This window comes from Rhizobium sp. FG113, from assembly GCF_057809895.1.
In genome coordinates, this window is record NZ_JBMDKV010000002.1 from 362,010 (window position 1) to 378,604 (window position 16,595).

15 protein-coding genes are annotated in these 16,595 nt (G+C 63.9%); 6 read left to right on the plus strand and 9 right to left on the minus strand.

The genetic code is table 11. The annotated features are described in order from the left end of the window. Positions 1-59: 59 nt before the first annotated feature. Together ACODTZ_RS08925 and ACODTZ_RS08930 are read right to left on the minus strand one after the other, a co-directional pair. Positions 60-1,355 (minus strand): CynX/NimT family MFS transporter, encoded by a 1,296-nt coding sequence (locus ACODTZ_RS08925; protein ID WP_489025210.1) that lies wholly within the window; start codon positions 1,353-1,355, stop codon positions 60-62. Next, the gene (locus ACODTZ_RS08930; RefSeq protein WP_489025211.1) at positions 1,352-2,029 is read right to left on the minus strand and encodes a FadR/GntR family transcriptional regulator; all 678 of its coding nucleotides are present in this window, start codon (positions 2,027-2,029) and stop codon (positions 1,352-1,354) included. Before ACODTZ_RS08930 ends, ACODTZ_RS08925 begins: the two co-directional genes overlap by 4 nt. Positions 2,030-2,878: 849 nt before the next feature. Between ACODTZ_RS08930 and ACODTZ_RS08935 the strand changes: the two genes are divergently transcribed. Beyond that, positions 2,879-3,688: a class II glutamine amidotransferase gene (locus ACODTZ_RS08935; RefSeq protein WP_489025213.1), complete on the plus strand. Its 810-nt coding sequence runs from the start codon at positions 2,879-2,881 to the stop codon at positions 3,686-3,688. On the opposite strand, the gene coaBC is transcribed toward ACODTZ_RS08935, so the two are convergent. Continuing rightward, a complete protein-coding gene (coaBC, locus tag ACODTZ_RS08940; RefSeq protein ID WP_489025215.1) occupies positions 3,675-4,886 on the minus strand; it encodes a bifunctional phosphopantothenoylcysteine decarboxylase/phosphopantothenate--cysteine ligase CoaBC in 1,212 nt (403 codons plus the stop codon). The two genes, ACODTZ_RS08935 and coaBC, sit on opposite strands and share 14 nt — an antisense overlap. A gap of 87 nt (positions 4,887-4,973) precedes the next feature. Further along, positions 4,974-5,897, minus strand: coding sequence for a DMT family transporter (locus ACODTZ_RS08945; RefSeq protein ID WP_489025216.1), 924 nt, complete (start codon positions 5,895-5,897; stop codon positions 4,974-4,976). Between the two features lie 307 nt (positions 5,898-6,204). On the opposite strand from ACODTZ_RS08945, the gene ACODTZ_RS08950 reads away from it, so the two are divergent. Next, a complete protein-coding gene (locus ACODTZ_RS08950) occupies positions 6,205-6,633 on the plus strand; it encodes a DUF2946 family protein (RefSeq protein ID WP_489025217.1) in 429 nt (142 codons plus the stop codon). A gap of 58 nt (positions 6,634-6,691) precedes the next feature. Further along, entirely contained in the window at positions 6,692-8,059 is a 1,368-nt protein-coding gene (locus tag ACODTZ_RS08955; RefSeq protein ID WP_489025218.1) for a PepSY-associated TM helix domain-containing protein, read from the plus strand. A 37-nt stretch (positions 8,060-8,096) separates the two neighbouring features. Here the strand turns inward: ACODTZ_RS08955 and ACODTZ_RS08960 are convergent, their stop codons facing one another. After that, positions 8,097-8,996 carry a LysR family transcriptional regulator gene (locus ACODTZ_RS08960; RefSeq protein WP_209188888.1) on the minus strand — a complete coding sequence of 300 codons (900 nt, stop codon included), beginning with the start codon at positions 8,994-8,996 and terminating at the stop codon, positions 8,097-8,099. 112 nt (positions 8,997-9,108) lie between these two features. Here ACODTZ_RS08960 and ACODTZ_RS08965 point away from each other — a divergent pair, with 112 nt between their 5' ends. Next, positions 9,109-9,963: an NmrA family NAD(P)-binding protein gene (locus ACODTZ_RS08965; RefSeq protein ID WP_489025220.1), complete on the plus strand. Its 855-nt coding sequence runs from the start codon at positions 9,109-9,111 to the stop codon at positions 9,961-9,963. A gap of 61 nt (positions 9,964-10,024) precedes the next feature. On the opposite strand, the gene ACODTZ_RS08970 is transcribed toward ACODTZ_RS08965, so the two are convergent. Both ACODTZ_RS08970 and ACODTZ_RS08975 read right to left on the minus strand, forming a co-directional pair. Further along, entirely contained in the window at positions 10,025-10,774 is a 750-nt protein-coding gene (locus ACODTZ_RS08970; protein ID WP_489025221.1) for an SDR family oxidoreductase, read from the minus strand. A gap of 104 nt (positions 10,775-10,878) precedes the next feature. After that, the gene (locus ACODTZ_RS08975; protein WP_489025223.1) at positions 10,879-11,643 is read right to left on the minus strand and encodes an SDR family oxidoreductase; all 765 of its coding nucleotides are present in this window, start codon (positions 11,641-11,643) and stop codon (positions 10,879-10,881) included. A gap of 124 nt (positions 11,644-11,767) precedes the next feature. Here ACODTZ_RS08975 and ACODTZ_RS08980 point away from each other — a divergent pair, with 124 nt between their 5' ends. Beyond that, entirely contained in the window at positions 11,768-12,673 is a 906-nt protein-coding gene (locus tag ACODTZ_RS08980) for a LysR family transcriptional regulator (protein ID WP_489025225.1), read from the plus strand. 12 nt (positions 12,674-12,685) lie between these two features. Here the strand turns inward: ACODTZ_RS08980 and ACODTZ_RS08985 are convergent, their stop codons facing one another. Then, positions 12,686-13,558 carry a LysR family transcriptional regulator gene (locus tag ACODTZ_RS08985; RefSeq protein ID WP_489025227.1) on the minus strand — a complete coding sequence of 291 codons (873 nt, stop codon included), beginning with the start codon at positions 13,556-13,558 and terminating at the stop codon, positions 12,686-12,688. A gap of 95 nt (positions 13,559-13,653) precedes the next feature. Between ACODTZ_RS08985 and ACODTZ_RS08990 the strand changes: the two genes are divergently transcribed. Continuing rightward, the gene (locus ACODTZ_RS08990) at positions 13,654-14,952 is read left to right on the plus strand and encodes an MFS transporter (RefSeq protein ID WP_489025229.1); all 1,299 of its coding nucleotides are present in this window, start codon (positions 13,654-13,656) and stop codon (positions 14,950-14,952) included. 63 nt (positions 14,953-15,015) lie between these two features. On the opposite strand, the gene ubiB is transcribed toward ACODTZ_RS08990, so the two are convergent. Beyond that, entirely contained in the window at positions 15,016-16,590 is a 1,575-nt protein-coding gene (gene ubiB / locus ACODTZ_RS08995) for a 2-polyprenylphenol 6-hydroxylase (protein ID WP_489025231.1), read from the minus strand. Between the last annotated feature and the right edge of the window lie 5 nt (positions 16,591-16,595).

A 16,595-nucleotide genomic window follows, 5' to 3' on the forward strand; every position in this document is an offset into this window, starting at 1 on the left:
CTTTGCGCGGAGCCTAGCATCGGCGCCGCCGCAAATGGCATCAACAGATGGTGAAGGCCTCAATCGGCGGCTTTCTCGACCGTTCGCGCATTCACATGCATCGCCCGCCCGGCGTTCCAGCCATTGATGGCGGCCCCCGCTCCGAGCGCCACGAACAGCACCGCGCACCAGGCAAAGCTCCTGGTCCAGCCGCGGATAAGGCCAACGACGAGTGGGCCGATGGCGGCGAGCAGATAGCCGACGCATTGCGCCATGCCGGAAAGATGCGCCGCCACATGCGGATCGCGCGAGCGCAGCACGATCGTCGTCATCGCCGCCGCGATCAGCCCGCCCTGACCGATCCCCTGAAGCACCGCCCAGAGCCAGACTGTCGAAAGCGGCGCGAAGAGCAGACCCAGCAAAGCGACCACGGCAATGCCGCAAAGCGCCGCGTTGATCACCCGCTGATCCTTGCCGCGCACCGCGATCTGCGGCGCGACCAGGCACGAGGCCGCCTGCACCATCACCGACACGGAAACGATCGCGCCGGCCGTGACGCCATCCATGCCGCGCTCGCGCAGGATCGGCACCAGCCAGCCGAAGACGCAGTAAGCGAGCGCCGACTGTAGGCCCATGAACAGCGTGACCTGCCATGCAAGCCTGTCCCGCCACAACCCCTCGACGGAGAAACCGCTGCGCTTCACCTGTGCTTTCGTCGACAGCACCTGCGGCAGCCAGATCAGGCCGACCACGAGCGCGGGAAGCGCCCAGATCGCCAGTGCCGCCGCCATCGAGCCGCCGAAAGCGCGCTCTAGCGGCAGCGTAAATCCGGCAGCGCCGGCCGCACCCGCGCAGAGCGCCATCGTATAGAAACCCGTCATCAGCGCCGCACGATCAGCAAAATCACGTTTCACCAGACCGGGCAGCAGAACATTGCCGACGGCAATGCAGGCGCCGGCAAGCGCCGAACCGATAAACAGAAGCGGGATGGAGGAAAGGCCGCGCAGTGCCGTTCCGAGCGCCAACAGCAAGAGCACGCCGAGCAACGTCCGCTCGGCGCCGATGCGTTGCGCGAGCTTCGGGGCCAGCGGCGAAAAGGCGCCGAGGCAGATAACAGGCAAAGTCGTGAGCAGGCTGGTGCCAAGCGCCGACAGTCCAAGCTCGCTGCGAATTTCGGGCAGCAGCGTCGAGGCGCTGGAAAACAGCGGCCGCAGGTTGAACGCGATCAGCACGAGGCTGGCGCCGAGCACGAACCGCCCCGTTGCGCTCGTTCCCATTGGTGGCTGCGGTTGCGGCACACTGTCTGCTTCCGCATCGATCAGCTGCTCCTCGGCGTGATCGTAAAGATGGGCGGTGTCTTGCAAAGGCGTAGTCATGAAAGGATCATCCGGTCGAGAGCTGTAATTACGGGAGCCATGAAGGCGCGCACCGCCGCATCCGCTTTTTCGGCGTCGCCGGTGGCGATCGCGTCGATGATGGCGGCGTGGGCCTGCATGTCGGGCTCGGGAATATCCTCGCCCAGGGTCGCCTCGATGGTCTCGGCGATCGAGGCGGAAAAGAAGTCGTAGATTTCGATCATCGCGCGGTTTTGGGAAGCGGCGATCACCGCCTTGTGGAAAGCAAGATCGCGATCGATGAAGGCTGCCTTGTCGCCGCCGTCGAAATTGCCGCGGCTTTCAAGCAGCTTGCGCAGCGTCGTGATCGTCTGCGGCGTGTGGCGCAGCGCCGCCAATCTCGCGGCCTCGACATCGAGCGCGCATCGCGCCTCGAAGAGATCGCGAAGCCCGGCGCGACGCGCCATGGTGAGCGGCAATGCGGTGTCGGTGGTCGAAAGCACATAGGTGCCCGACCCCTGCCGTGTCTCGAGCAGGCCTTGCGAGACGAGCACCCGCACGGCCTCGCGCACCGTTCCTCGGCTGACGGAGAGCATTGCGGACAGCGCCGCCTCGTTGGGCAGCTTGTCACCCACGGCCCAGCGCTTGGCAAGGATATCGGCGCGGATCGCCTCTGTCGCGGTTTCCGCAAGATTGGTTTTCGAAAGCGGCTGCATAGGTGCCCCATAAAGTCATCTGATGACTTTATGAATAGCGATGGAATTACCTTTGGTCAATTAGCGACTTGAAACGGAAAAAGGGCCGCGCTAGCGACCCTTTCCATGAGTTTTGGCCTGTAAAACCGGCCGGACCGCTATGGCGATCCCAGGAAGGCGGGTTTTAGAGCGAGGGCTGCCTCGCCTTCATCACCACTTCCAAGCCCGTTACGAGGTCCGAAATCTCATTAGACATTGGATCACCTTCCTTTCTTTCTGTTTCCGATAGAAGAAAGGTAAGAGCATTTCAGCGGGATGCAAGGCCTAATTTGGTGGTAATGGAGATTGCAACCAATGGATGATATTGCTTGCGCCGTGAGTGGCAAAGCAGCGTCCGTCGCGCCAGCCGGCGGGATCGGGGAAGATGGGCAACCCCGACCGCGGCGATCGGCCTCGCCCTCTCACAAGGAGGTGAGCTATGTGGTTTCCACTTAGCATCACGTTTAGGGTAAGAAAAACCCGGACCAGCTGGTCGCTAGAGGTCCGGGTCAATATCATAGCCTGAACAAGTGGGAGGCAGGCGCCAACCTGCCTCCCACTCCTTGAATATAAGCCATTCCCTCATTTTCATCAAGACACCGCACGCAGTGCTGGTGGTCCGCGCCCGGTTCGCGCAGGCCGCTCCACAACCCCGTTCACAAAACAAAATGCTGCATTGCCGAAGTTGATCGCCGTCAATGTCAGAAAAACGTCATGTTCGCCTTGCAAGCCACATGCTTGTTTAGTTCTTATTAACCATCGGATTCGACAATCGTCGATGCGTTTCAGCATTGTCCCGCCACGATAAGGGCGGGTTGCGGAGTGAATAGCATGTGTCGCTGGGCAGCCTATCGCGGAGAACCCCTCTATCTTGAGGAGCTTGTCTCGTCGCCTGCGCACTCCCTGATCGAACAATCCCACTGCGCCACCCGCGCCAAAACGGCGACGAATGGAGACGGTTTCGGCATCGCGTGGTATGGCGATCACCCCGAGCCTGGCCGCTACCGCGACACGCTTCCGGCCTGGTCGGATTGCAACCTGAAAAGCATCGCACGGCAGATCCGCTCGCCGTTGTTTCTCGCCCATGTCCGGGCCGCGACCGGCGGCGGCACGCGGCGCGACAACTGCCATCCCTTCGTTTTCGCCAACTGGTCCTTCATGCACAACGGCCAGATAACGGGCTTCGAGCGGCTGCGCCGGTCGATGGAGGCGATGCTCGATGATGATCTCTTCAATGCGCGCGGCGGCACCACCGATTCCGAGTTGATGTTTCTGCTCGCGCTCCAGTTCGGCCTGCGCCAGACGCCGATCGCCGCCATGTCGGAAATGATCCGCTTCGTCGAGGGGCTCTCGGAGAACATCCTCGGCTCAACACTGGTGCGCTACACCGCAGCCTTTTCCGATGGCAATGCGCTCTATGCCATCCGCTATGCGACCGATCGCAAGGCGCCGACGCTCTATGCGTCTCCAGTGGGCAAAGGCTATTGCCTCGTCTCCGAGCCGCTCAACGACGATGTCGATGCCTGGGCGGAAATTCCCGATGGCAGCGCCGTCACGCTGACCGGCAAAGGCCTTGACGTCACGCCGTTCCAGCCGGTCGCAGCACCTGCCAAACCCGCGCTCGTCGCTATCCCCGCCTGAGCCGTTCGGCGATCAGCTCCGCAAGCTTCATCGCGACATCCTCCTTGGCCATGTCGGGCCATTGATCGATGCCATCTCGCGTGACGATCTTCACGCGGTTGCGCACCCCACCCATGATGCCGGTTGCCGGCGAGACGTCGTTGGCGACGATCATGTCGGCGCCCTTGCGCTCCAGCTTCGCCTTCGCGTTGCTGTCGATATCCTGCGTCTCGGCGGCAAAGCCGACCACGAGCTTCGGCCGCAGCGTGTGATGCCCGATCGTCTTAAGGATATCGGGGTTTTCGGTCAGCGCCAGCGTCGGAATGGACTCTCCGGGATGCTTCTTGATCTTCTGATCGGAAGCGGATGCCACGCGCCAGTCGGCCACGGCTGCGACCATTATCGCGATATCGGCCGGCAGCGCGGTCAGCACAGCGTCGCGCATCTCCTCGGCGCGTTCGACGTGAATGGTCTTCACACCGGCGGGATCGGCGATCGTCACCGGGCCGGAAACCAGCGTCACATCCGCGCCAAGCCTTGCGAGCGCCGACGCGATCGCGTGGCCCTGCCGGCCGGATGAGCGGTTGGCGATATAGCGCACCGGATCGATCGGCTCATGCGTCGGACCCGATGTGACGATTGCCTTGCGCCCCGCAAGCGGCTTAGGGTTGGTGTCGAGCAATCGCTCCGCCGCGGCGACGATATCCAGCGGTTCGGCCATGCGGCCCACGCCCGCCTCGCGGCTTTCCGCCATCTCGCCGGCCATCGGCCCGATGAAATGGACACCGTCGCTATGGAGCGTTGCGACGTTCCGCTTGGTCGCGGCGTTGTTCCACATATGTGGGTTCATCGCCGGCGCCAGAAGCACCGGGCGGTCGGTGGCGAGCAGCACCGTCGAGGCGAGATCGTCGGCAAGCCCGTTCGCCATCTTCGCCATCAGGTCGGCGGTCACAGGCGCCACCAGCACGAGGTCGCAATCGCGCGCCAGCCTGATATGACCGACATCCTGCTCGTCCTGCCGTGAAAAGAGATCGGTGAACACATGGTCGGCGGCGAGCGCTCCGACGGCAAGCGGTGTTACGAACTGCTGCGCGCCCGCTGTCATCACCGGCCGAACCGAGGCTCCGCGCTCGCGAAGGCGCCGGATCAGATCGAGGCTCTTATAGGCCGCGATGCCGCCGGAGATGATGAGGAGGATGCGTTTGCCGCTGAGAACCATGCCTTCTATCCAACCTGGAATTTACTGGGTAAACCCTAAGCCTTTGGCGGATAATAAGCAATCGGCGCGAGCAGTTCGCTCCGTCGCTCACGCGTGCTGTTGTTGCCTGACATGGCTGAAGATCGCGATCGCCATGCCGACGCCCGCAAGCTGCAGCAACGAGCCGCCGGCCTCGGCAAGCGTCGGAAGCCGCTGTTCGAAGACGAAGCCGAAGATCAGACCGAACACGGTTTCGGCGACGATCAGCTGGGCGGCCAAAGCCAATGGCAGCCTCTTGGAGGCGATCATCCAGAGAAGCGTGGCGAGCCACGCGCCGGCAAGCCCCATGATCAGCGACCACAAAAGGAAGCGCATGAGGTCGATGTCTGTATAGACGATCGGCGTGTTCAGCGATGTCAGCGGGATCAGCACAAGGCTGCCAAGCCCGGCGCCGATGCCCTGCAGACCCGTCCATTGCAGGATGTCGGGCGCATCGGGGGATTGCATGGTGGCGGTGCTGGCCAGCCCGTAGACGACCCAGAGAACGAGCCCGATCGCCGCGGATGCGATGCCGTAGGCGATCATCATCCTGTCGCCCGTTGGCGTCGATGCGAAGACGGCGATGTTCACCCAGGCGATCCCGGCCGCGATCAGCATCAGCGGCAGCGCAAGCAGACGCCACGAGACGGAACGGTCGCGGAAGTTGGCGATCATCGCCAGGATGACGGGCATCGTTCCGATCACCAGCGGCGGAATGGCGACGCCGGCGAACCGGACCGCATAGGCGACGCTGATGAAATAGCCGACATAGCCGATACCGCCGAGCAGCAGCGCGGTGATCATCGGCTTGAGCTTGATGCCGCGCGGCCGGAAGCGCGGATGCACCATCAACACCACGCTGGTCAGCGCGAAGAGGCCATATCGCGCCACGGTGAGGTCGAGCGTCGTGAACGGCGCGATGGCGCGCGGCACGACAAAGGTCAGCCCCCACAAGGCGCAGGTGGCGATGCCGCAGAGAATGCCGAACAGCATGGAGGTCTCCGGAACGGATAGAGCCGCAGGAAATGGGAAGGAATCGGGATAGGCGAAGAGCTGGAAATGCCACTATGCCTGATATCGCGCTTGCGCAAGCGTCCACCAACGACATGGCGCAGGCGGGAAGGGGACAGCCCGGGATTGCAAATCGTTCGAGAGCGGCTCCGATAGTGAGGTGGCCAAAGGTCGCATCCCCCGGCACCGATCGCCTAAGCTTATGAATAGATAGAAAGAATGCAGCCTTGGCGTCGCCGGCCGGCCGCGTGACATTGTCCGCGCGCTGTGGCATGCAGCGGATATGGGGATGATCAGGACAGTTTTGGGGGACAGGGTATCGGCAAGCGCCATCACGCTGCTCGTCGCCCTCCTGCTGCTGATCCAGGGCCTGCTCTCAGGCCAGGCACAGGGATCGATGGCGACCTCCGCCATGGATCCCCTGCAATCGATCTGTTCCATGGCCGGCGAAAGCGTCATCGGCCACGTCGATCATGCCGAAAACACCAAAGACGGCACATCGCATGATCGATCGCATGGCAAGGCCGCCGATTGCCCCTGCTGCACGCTCTGTCGTCTCGCCGCCCACGCAATGCCGGCCATCCTTGGTGCGGACACTGCGATCCTTCACGTCGATGCCGTCGGCACAGCCGCGATCGTCTTCACCGCCGGCAACGCCATCACGCCCAGCCTGCGTGGCCTGATAGGCCAACCGCGCGCGCCACCAAAAATCTCCTGACGTCCGATTGCCGGCGCGACCTGTGCCGGCTTCCTTCTTAATCATCAGGAGACATATCATGTCCGATTTCACCATCGGTCGGGAAGGTGCGAGCGCTGCCGTGCGTTCCCCGTCCGATCTTTATCGCGCCGTCTGGCGCTGGCATTTCTACGCGGGTCTTCTCGTCCTGCCCTTCATGCTTTCGCTCGCCGTCACCGGCGCGCTCTATCTCTTCAGGGACGAGATCGACAATGTCGTTCATGCCGATCTGAAGCGCGTCGCAATCAGCCAGCAGGCAGTGCAGCCGCCATCCGCGATGGTGGATGCCGCCCTTGCCGCCCATCCGGGCACGGCAATCAAGTTCACCGATCCCGTCGATCCCGGCGCGTCGGCGGAAATCACCATCAACACCGCAGGTGACGGTAAAATCGCCGTCTATGTCGACCCCTATAGCGGCAAGGTGCTCGGCGCGCTGCCCGATCGCGGCACGATCATGTGGACGGTCCGCTATCTCCACAGCCTCAAATATTTCGGCTCCGTCACACGCTCGTTGATCGAGATCGCGGCCGGCTGGGCGATCCTGCTGGTCGGCACCGGCATCTATCTCTGGTGGCCGCGCAAGCAGACCGGAGGGGTGCTCAGCATTCGCGGCACGCCCCGAAAGCGCGTCTTCTGGCGCGATACCCATGCTGTCCTCGGCCTCTTCGTCGGTGGCTTCATCGTCTTCCTCGCCGTCACGGGCATGCCTTGGTCCGGCGTATGGGGCGCCAAGGTCAACGAGTGGGCGAACGGAAACAATTTCGGCTATCCGGCCGGCGTGCGCGTCGCCGTGCCGATGTCGGACGAACATCTCGATCATATCGCCAAGACCACATGGTCGCTCGAGCAGGCGCAGGTCCCGCAATCCCCGGGCCACCAGCATGGCGCGATGCCGATCAGCCTGGATGAAGCCGCCGCCACCTTCGACCGCCTCGGCCTGCATCGCGGCTACGCCGTCAACATCCCCACGGATGCGATGGGCGTCTACACCGGCTCCGTCTATCCGGATGATCTTGCCGAGCAGCGCGTCGTGCATCTCGATCAGTTCACGGGAAAACCGCTGATCGACATGAGCTATGCCGATTACGGACCGCTCGGCAAGGCGCTGGAGTGGAGCATCAACGTTCATATGGGGCAGGAGTTCGGGCTGGCGAACCAGCTCGTCCTGCTCGCCGCCTGCATCGGCATCGCGGTGCTGGCGGTATCAGCCGCCGTCATGTGGTGGAAACGCCGCCCCGCAGGCTCCCTCGGCGTCCCGCCCATGCCGGCTGACAAGCGGGTGTTTCGCGGTCTGATCGCCATCCTCGCCATCGGCGGCATCATCTTCCCGCTGGTCGGCCTGTCGCTCGTCGTCATGCTGGCGCTCGACTGGATCTACGTCAGAACCCGCCGCCGCCGATCGATCTGAAAGCCGTGAGGAGGCATCGTTGCTGCCTCCTCACTCCCTATTCCTGAACGATCCCGACACAGAAATCGATGAACGCCCTGACCTTCGCCGGCACATGCTGGCGCGAAGGATAGAAGGCGTAAAGCGGGAAGGTCTCGTCGGGCCAGTCTGGAAACAGGTCGATCAGCTGACCGCTTTCCAGATAGTCTTGCATTCCAAGCGAAAACACCTGCGCGATGCCGATCCCGGCAAGGCAGGTGGCGAGCGTCGTGCCGGCGTCGTTGACGAGAATGCGTCCGCGCGTCTCGATCGGCACGACCTCGGCGCCACGCCGCAATTCCCATTCGAAGGGACGCCCGGTGAGTGAATCCCGGAACTGGATGCAGGTGTGGTCGGCAAGATCGCCGGGCGCCGTCGGCCGTCCGTGCTTGGCGAGATAGGTGGGCGCTGCGATGGTGATCACCCGCGTGCGCATCAGGAGCCGCGAAATCAGCGTGGTCTGCGAGGGATCGCCGAAGCGCACCGCCACGTCCATGCCGTCTGCCACCAGATCGCCGATCTCGTTGCGGGTGATGATCTCGATCTGCAGCTCGGGATAGAGATCGAGAAACGCGCCGAGCCTGGGTCCCAGAACCAGCCGCGAGAAATACGGATCGACATTGACCCTGAGCCGCCCGCGCACCGACTGCGCCACGCCCGAAGCCGCCATCGCCGCCTCCTCGATGCCGCTCAGCAGCGGCGCCACCTGCTCGTAGAAGCGGGCGCCGTCGTCGGTCAGGCGCATGGTGCGGGTGGTGCGGTCGAGCAGGCGCAGACCGATGCGGCCTTCCAGCCGGGCGATGGCGCGGCTGACGCCTGACGGAGACAGACCCATCGCGTCCGCCGCCCGCGCGAAGCTGCCGCTTTCGATCACGGCCGCCAGCACGCTCACCCCGTTCAGCAATCGTCCGTCGAACATCGATCCATCCGTGATTTTCAGTCACCAATACCATGACATATGCGCACTTTAATCAAAGATCGGAAAAGATCATTTTGCGGGCGAACGGAAAACTGAACCAAAGGAGTTTCCAATGTTCGCCATTACAGGAGTAACCGGACAGGTCGGCGGCATCGTCGCCGCGCAGCTGCTGCAGGCCGGCTTGCCGGTTCGCGCCATCCTTCGCAACGCCGAGAAAGGCAAGGTCTGGCGCGAGAAGGGCGCCGAACTGGCGCTTGCCGAAATGACCGACGCCGCTGCGCTGACCGTCGCCTTCACCGATGCGGAGGGCGTCTTCCTGCTGATCCCGCCGACCTTCGACCCGACATCAGGCTTCCCGGAAGTGCGTGCGGTCATTGCCGCCTTGAAGACGGCGCTGCTGCGGGCGCGGCCGCAAAGGGTCGTCTGCCTCTCCACCATCGGCGCGCAGGCAGATGAGCCGAATCTGCTCAGCCAGCTGGGACTCGTCGAGCAGGAGCTTTCGACGCTGCCGCTGCCGATCGCCTTCCTCCGCGCCGCCTGGTTCATGGAGAACGCCGCCTGGGACGTAGCGGCCGCGCGCGAGACTGGCGTCATCGCAAGCTTTCTCCAGCCGCTCGACCAGGCCTATCCGATGGTCTCGGTCGCCGATGTCGGCGAAAGGGCCGCGTCATTGTTGCGGGAGAACTGGACCGGCAAGCGCATCGTCGAGCTGCAGGGGCCGGAGAAGGTAACGCCCGCCGATATCGCCGCCGCCTTCTCCAAGGTGCTCGGCAAGCCGGTCAGCGCGGAAATCGTCGCGCGCGACAGCTGGGAGGCGCTGTTCGAAGGGCAGGGGATGCGCAATCCCACACCACGCATCCGCATGATCGATGGTTTCAACGAAGGCTGGATCTGCTTCGAAGGCCAGCCCGAGAAGGGATCGACGACGCTGGAGACAGCCATCCGGCGGCTGGTCGAAGCCGCCTGACGCGAACGAAAGGCCGCGGACGAAACATCCGCGGCCTTCCATGCGAGCTTGATACTCGATCTCAGAGATTGCTCATCCCGCCATCGATGACGAGTTCGCTGCCGACGATATAGGCGGCTTCGTCGGAGGCGAGGAAGATCACGGTCTTGGCGACTTCGGCGGCGTCGCCGAAGCGGCCGACCGGGATCTGCGACTGGATATGGTCGGCCATCGCCTTCGAATCCGCTTCCGATGCGCCGAGCTTGCTGTAGAGCGGTGTGGCGATCGGGCCGGGGCTGACGGCGTTGACGCGGATGCCACGGCCGATCAGTTCGCCCGACAGCGTCTTGGCAAGTGTCAGCAGCGCGCCCTTGGTCAGCGAATAGACGCTGGAGTTCGGCATGCCGATATGCGCGTTGATCGAGGTGTTGAGCACGATCGCGGCCTGTTTGGAGAAGATCGGCAGCAGCGCCTGGATCAGGAAGAAGGGACCCTTGACGTTGATCGCGATCGACTTGTCGAAGGCAGCCTCGCTCCATTGCTCCACCGGGCCGAATTCGGCCACTCCGGCATTGACGAAGAGGATGTCGAGATGGCCGAAGGCTTGTCTGATCGCTTCGGCGACGACCTGTTGTCCGGCGACATTGCCGGCATCGGCCTGGATGACGATGGCCTTGTCGCCGAGTTCGGCGCGGGCGGCCGCGACGCTGTTGGCGCTGCTGCCGGTGATGGCGACGCGGGCGCCTTCGGCGATGAACTGGCGGGCGGTTTCAAGGCCGATGCCGCTGGTGCCGCCGGTGATAAGCGCAGTCTTGTTCTGAAGGCGTGGCATGGATTGATATCCTTGTGGGGGTTGGGGGCGGTCGGCAGAATGCCTTGCTGTCCGGTTGCGATCACCCCCTCCGAAAGGCGAAGGTGATCGGGCGAGTATGCGTATCAGGTGCGGGTGATCGAGGCGCCGCCATCGACCAGCGAGGCCGTACCGGTCACGAAGCTGGAATCGTCCGAGGCGAGGTAGAGCACCGAGCGGGCCAGTTCGTCAGGCGTTGCCACGCGCTTCAGCGCATGCAGGTTGGTGATGAAGCCCTGCTTGTCCGGCGTATCGTTCATCTCGCGATACATGTCGGTATCGACGGCACCTGGGAGCACCGAGTTCACGCGCACGTTCTTCGGGCCGTATTCGGCGGCCAGCGCCTGCGTCAGGCCGATCAGGCCGGCCTTGCTGGCGGCGTAGGCTGCCACACCGGGGAAGGCGAAGCTGTAGCCGACGAAGGTCGAGGTGAAGATCACCGAGCCGCCGCCATTCTGTTCCATCTGGCCGATCTGGTGCTTGGCGGCAAGGAAGGAGGCCGTCAGGTTGATCGTTACCGCCTCGGTGAATCCGGCTTCCGATACGCCTGTGCTCGGGCCGGCCTCGCCGAGAATGCCGGCATTGTTAAAGGCGATATCGAGCTTGCCGTAGCGTTCGACTGCGGCGGCGACCAGCGCCTTGTGGTAGTCTTCCGAGCGCACGTCGCCGGCAACGGCGACAGCGTCTCCGCCGGCGGCCTTGATCTCCTCGACCAGGCTGTCGAGCTCGGCCTGGCGGCGGGCGCCGACCACGACCTTGGCGCCTTCGGCGGCAAAGAGCTTGGCCGTTGCGCGGCCGATGCCGGCGCTGGCGCCAGTGATGATGGCGACTTTTCCATTCAAGCGGTTCATTCTTCCATCTCCTTTTTGGGTTGGGGTGGCGTTTGCCGCCCCGTTCGATGAGTGGAAGATGGCATTTTCCTTTTGTTCGGATTAGTCTCCAAATAACGGAACTCGAATTCGGAAATGCCGAACGATGATCAGGATTGAAGGAATAACGGCATTCGTGTCGGTGGTGGAATCCGGCTCGGTCAGCGAGGCGGCGCGGCGCCTCCGCCTGTCGAAATCTGTGGTCAGCGAAAGACTGGCCGAACTGGAGCGCTCGCTGGGCGGCATGCTGCTCCACCGCACCACCCGCAAGCTGACGCTCACCGAGGACGGCACCGCCTTTCTCGAACGCGCCGCCCGCATTGTCCGGGAGATCGAGGATGCCACGGCCGAGATGGCCGAGCGGCGCGGTACGCTCTCCGGGCCGCTCAGGATCGCCGCCCCCGTCACCTTCGGCCGCATGCATCTCGGCCCGGCGCTTTATCCGTTTCTGGCCAAACACCCGGAGATCCATCTGGTGCTTGATATCGATGATCGCCGCGTCGATGTTTCATCGGAAGGCTACGACGCCATCGTGCGCAACGGGCCGATCGTCGATTCCCGTCTCGTCGTCTGGAAGCTCAGCCGCAGCCGCCGTCTGCTGGTCGCGTCCCCCGATTATCTTGAACGCCACGGCACGCCGAAGACGCTGAATGATCTCGATGGTCACAAGGGCATTTTCTACACCAATCGCGGCGTCTCCGACTGGCGCTTCCAGACGCCCGATGGCGCCATCGTCGTGCGCGCCAGCCAGGTGCTGGGAATGAACAATGGCGACATGATCCGCGATGCGGCGGTGGCCGGCCTCGGCATCGCGCTGCTCCCCGCCTTCATCGCCGGCCCGGCGGTGAGCGAGGGGCGGCTGAGCGAGATAGACGTCGGCTACAAGCCGGAAGCCGAGTTCATCTATATGGCTCACCCCGAGGGCCGCAATCCCTCCGCCAAGCTGCGCGCCGTCGCCGATCACCTGCGCAAGACCTTTGGCGATCCGCCCTATTGGGATCCATCTGGCTGATCAGAAGGTTGATCAGATCAGGCTCATAAGATTGCCGACGACGCGCGACCGCCGCGCCTTCAGCATCGCCAGCCCAAGCCGCGCCACAAGTGGCGGCCCCTCGATGGGCCGATAGGCGACCCCGTCGAGTTTCAGATGCGCGAGCGAGCCCGGCACGATCGATACGCCGAGATCGGCGGCGACCAGATTGATCACGGACGGGATCTGCGGCGCCTCCTGCGTCACGACAAGCTCGAAGCCGGCATCCCGGCAGCCACGCACGATATCGTCGTAGAGGCTGAGACCGACGGTGCGGGGAAAGAGAATGAAGGGCTCGCCCGCAAGCGCGGCGAGCGGCACCGTCTTCAGCTTCGCCAGCGGATGGTGCGCCGGAAGCGCGATCAGCATCGGCTCGTCGGCCAACCGTTTCAGGAGGACGTCTTTCGGGTCTTCCAGCCCGGGGCGAATGAAGGCGGCGTCGATCTCCTGCCGCATCAGCTTTTCCATCAGCCAGTTGCTGTTCATCTCTGTAAGCGACAGGCTCACATCCGGCCATTGCCCGCGAAACCGGCGGATCGTGCCGCTGACGGCGGTGTTGAAGGCCGACGACGCCGTGAAGCCAAGCGCCAGCCGCCCGGTCTCACCGCGCGTCGCCCGCTGTGCGGCAAGCTTCGCTTTCTCGGCCGAGGCAATCGCCGCGCGCGCCTCCGGCAGAAACGCCGATCCCGCCTCCGTCAGCTCCGCGCCATGCGGCACACGGTGAAACAGCGCCGCCCCGATCTCGTTTTCCAGATCGCGGATCTGCTGGCTGAGCGGCGGCTGGCCGATGCCGAGCTTGGCGGCGGCGCGGGTGAAATTCTGCTCCTCTGCCACCGCAAGGAAATAGCGGATATGGCGTAGTTCCATCGGTATCTCCAAAACCTATCAAGAAAGCCAGTTTCATATATTGGACAAATGATGGTCGGTTGGCTAGATCAGAGGGCGTGAAAGGTTGGTCCTCAATGCCACGCGCCGCAGACAAGCAGTCCGTCCCCTCGGAAATCTCCTCCCGTCCTCATCTGACCGTCATCGAGAATGTCGCCTCCCAGCAGCAGGGAAGCGAAGCGCAGGAAAAGCAGTTCCTGCTGCGCGGCACGCCGGCCTACAGGCGCGCCAGCCTCGCGCTGTTCCTCTCGGGCTTCGCCACCTTCTCGCTGCTCTATTGCGTCCAGCCGCTGATGCCGATCTTCGCCAGCGACTTCGGCATCAGCCCGGCCGCAAGCTCGCTCTCCCTGTCGTTATCGACGGGCCTGCTCGCCTTCGCCATCTTCTGCGCCGCCGCCGTCTCCGAAAGCTTCCGCCGCCGCAGCCTGATGTTCGCCTCGCTGCTGGGTGCCGCGCTTTGCACGATCGCCTGCGCGCTGGTCCCGAGCTGGCATGCGCTGCTGGTCATCCGCGCGCTTGAAGGCCTGCTCCTCGGCGGCGTTCCCGCCGTCGCCATGGCCTATCTCTCGGAAGAGATCGATCCGCGCGGCCTCGGCGCCTCCATGGGCCTCTACATCGCCGGCAACGCCTTTGGCGGCATGGCCGGCCGCGTCGTTACCGGCACGCTGGCCGAGTTCTTCTCCTGGCGTATCGCGCTCGGCACGCTTGGCGCCATCGGCCTTGCGGCGGCCATCGGCTTTTTCCTGCTTCTGCCCGCCTCGCGCAATTTCACCCCACGCAAGGGCTTTAACGCCCGCTTCCATCTCGGTGCCTGGGCCGGCCATATCAGGAGCCCGGCGCTGCCCTTCCTGTTTGCCATCGGCTTCCTCGCCATGGGCACCTTCGTCACGGTCTATAACTACATCGGCTTCCGCCTCGTCGAAGCGCCCTATAATCTGAACCAGACCGAGCTCGGCCTGATCTTCACGGTCTACATCTTCGGCATCGCCGCCTCCTGGATCGCCGGACTGCTCGGAGACCGCTTCGGCCACTTCGTCGTGCTGCCTTCTGGCATCGTGCTGTCGGCGATCGGCGTGGCGCTGACACTCTCGGCCTCGCTGCCGCTGATCATCCTCGGCATCGTGCTCCTGACCTCGGGCTTCTTCGTTGCCCACTCGGTCGCAAGCGCGCTGGTCGGACGGCTGGCCAAGGGCACCAAGGGCCATGCCTCGTCGCTCTATCTCCTGTCCTATTACATCGGCTCCAGCGTCGCCGGCTCCGTCGGCGGCTATTTCTGGGGCGCCGATGGTTGGAGTGCGGTCGTCATCTTCACGCTGACGCTCTTGGCAATCGGCATGGCCGCCGCACTCGCCGCAGCAAGACTGTCGCGCCGATAGCAAAAATAGAGAAAGCCCGCGGCAAGGCGGGCTTTCTCATTATCGGTGCGCTCTTTGGAGCGCTCAGCTAACCACCCAGGCGATATAAACAAGCGTCAGCGCGATCAGCCAGAGCGCGAAGCGCCCGGAGCGGCTGTGGCGGGCTTCTGACCTGCCGATCGCATCGGCCGTCTCGGCGTCGAAGCGCAGGCCGTTCTCGCTCATCCTGAGCAGCTCGTGATGGAACTTCTCGGTCTTGGCGGCGATCTCGGGTGCCGCCTCGGCAAGCTTCACGGCGGCCTTCAGCCCGTCCTTGATATCGGTCGCGATCCGCTTCGGCCCGAGATTGTTGCGGATCCATTCGCCGACCACCGGCTCCGAAGCCTTCCACATGTTGAAGCGCGGGTTGAGGATGCGCGCCACGCCCTCGACCACGACCATGGTCTTCTGCAGCATCACCAGTTCGGGCCGTGCCGCCATGTCGAACAGCTCGGTCACCTCGAACAGCAGCGTCAGCAGCTTGCCCATCGAGATCGTCTCGGCCGGCTGCCCGTGGATCGGTTCGCCGATCGCCCGGATCGCCTGCGCGAAGCTCTCGACATTGTGGTGGCCGGGCACGTAGCCCGCCTCGAAATGCACCTCGGCGACGCGGATATAGTCGCGGGTGATGAAGCCGTACAGGATTTCGGCGAGGAAGCGGCGTTCCTTCTTTCCGAGACGCCCGACAATGCCCATGTCGACGGCGACGATCATGCCCTTGGGATCGACGAAGAGATTGCCCGGATGCATGTCGGCATGGAAGAAGCCGTCGCGCAGCGTATGGCGCAGGAAGGACTGGATCAGCGTGTCGGCCAGCGCATTGAGATCGTGGCCGGCGGCCTTCAGGCCCTCGACATCGGACATCTTGACGCCGTCGATCCACTCCATGGTGATGACGTCGCGTCCGGTGCGTTCCCAGTCGACGGTCGGAACGCGGAAGCCGGGATCATCTTGCGTGTTCTCGGCGATCTCCGAAAGGGCTGCCGCCTCGAGCCGAAGGTCCATCTCGACCTTGGTCGTCTGCTCCAGCGTCTTCGTCACCTCAACCGGCTTCAGGCGCCGGCTGGAGGGCATGAAACGCTCTTGCAGATGGGCGACGAGATACATCGCCTCGAGATCGTGGGTGAAGCGCTGGCGCACGCCGGGGCGCACCACCTTGACGGCGACCTTCTTGCGTCCGGCAGGCGTCATCACCTCGGCCGGATGCACCTGCGCGATGGAGGCGGCGGCGATCGGCTCGCCGAAGCTGACGTAAAGCTCATCCACCGGCCGGCCGAGCGATCCCTCGATATTGGCCTTGGCGGCGGCATCAGGAAAGAAGGCCATCCGGTCCTGCAGCTGCGACAGGTCGTCGGCGAACTCGACGCCGACGACATCGGGACGCGTCGCCAGGAACTGGCCGATCTTCACATAGGAGGGCCCCAGCCGCTCGACGGCCTTGGAGAGCCGGTCGCTGCGCTTCTGGGTCTTGGCACGCTTGCGCGCAAATAGGCCGACGAAGGACTTGGCAGCCGCGACGGATGGCGGAAGCTCGTCGGAAGGCAGCGCCGAGACGACGCCCTCGCGCACGAGAATCCAGCCAACCCGCCAGAGCTGGAAATATGCCGAAACAGTGCTCATTCCGG

What these genes read in the sequence shown, in the direction of transcription:
- ACODTZ_RS08925 (WP_489025210.1), bottom strand. Translation starts at nt 1,355, where the DNA reads ATGACTACGCCTTTGCAAGACACCGCCCATCTTTACGATCACGCCGAG.
- ACODTZ_RS08930 (WP_489025211.1), bottom strand. Translation starts at nt 2,029, where the DNA reads ATGCAGCCGCTTTCGAAAACCAATCTTGCGGAAACCGCGACAGAGGCG.
- ACODTZ_RS08935 (WP_489025213.1), top strand. Translation starts at nt 2,879, where the DNA reads ATGTGTCGCTGGGCAGCCTATCGCGGAGAACCCCTCTATCTTGAGGAG.
- coaBC (WP_489025215.1), bottom strand. Translation starts at nt 4,886, where the DNA reads ATGGTTCTCAGCGGCAAACGCATCCTCCTCATCATCTCCGGCGGCATC.
- ACODTZ_RS08945 (WP_489025216.1), bottom strand. Translation starts at nt 5,897, where the DNA reads ATGCTGTTCGGCATTCTCTGCGGCATCGCCACCTGCGCCTTGTGGGGG.
- ACODTZ_RS08950 (WP_489025217.1), top strand. Translation starts at nt 6,205, where the DNA reads ATGATCAGGACAGTTTTGGGGGACAGGGTATCGGCAAGCGCCATCACG.
- ACODTZ_RS08955 (WP_489025218.1), top strand. Translation starts at nt 6,692, where the DNA reads ATGTCCGATTTCACCATCGGTCGGGAAGGTGCGAGCGCTGCCGTGCGT.
- ACODTZ_RS08960 (WP_209188888.1), bottom strand. Translation starts at nt 8,996, where the DNA reads ATGTTCGACGGACGATTGCTGAACGGGGTGAGCGTGCTGGCGGCCGTG.
- ACODTZ_RS08965 (WP_489025220.1), top strand. Translation starts at nt 9,109, where the DNA reads ATGTTCGCCATTACAGGAGTAACCGGACAGGTCGGCGGCATCGTCGCC.
- ACODTZ_RS08970 (WP_489025221.1), bottom strand. Translation starts at nt 10,774, where the DNA reads ATGCCACGCCTTCAGAACAAGACTGCGCTTATCACCGGCGGCACCAGC.
- ACODTZ_RS08975 (WP_489025223.1), bottom strand. Translation starts at nt 11,643, where the DNA reads ATGAACCGCTTGAATGGAAAAGTCGCCATCATCACTGGCGCCAGCGCC.
- ACODTZ_RS08980 (WP_489025225.1), top strand. Translation starts at nt 11,768, where the DNA reads ATGATCAGGATTGAAGGAATAACGGCATTCGTGTCGGTGGTGGAATCC.
- ACODTZ_RS08985 (WP_489025227.1), bottom strand. Translation starts at nt 13,558, where the DNA reads ATGGAACTACGCCATATCCGCTATTTCCTTGCGGTGGCAGAGGAGCAG.
- ACODTZ_RS08990 (WP_489025229.1), top strand. Translation starts at nt 13,654, where the DNA reads ATGCCACGCGCCGCAGACAAGCAGTCCGTCCCCTCGGAAATCTCCTCC.
- ubiB (WP_489025231.1), bottom strand. Translation starts at nt 16,590, where the DNA reads ATGAGCACTGTTTCGGCATATTTCCAGCTCTGGCGGGTTGGCTGGATT.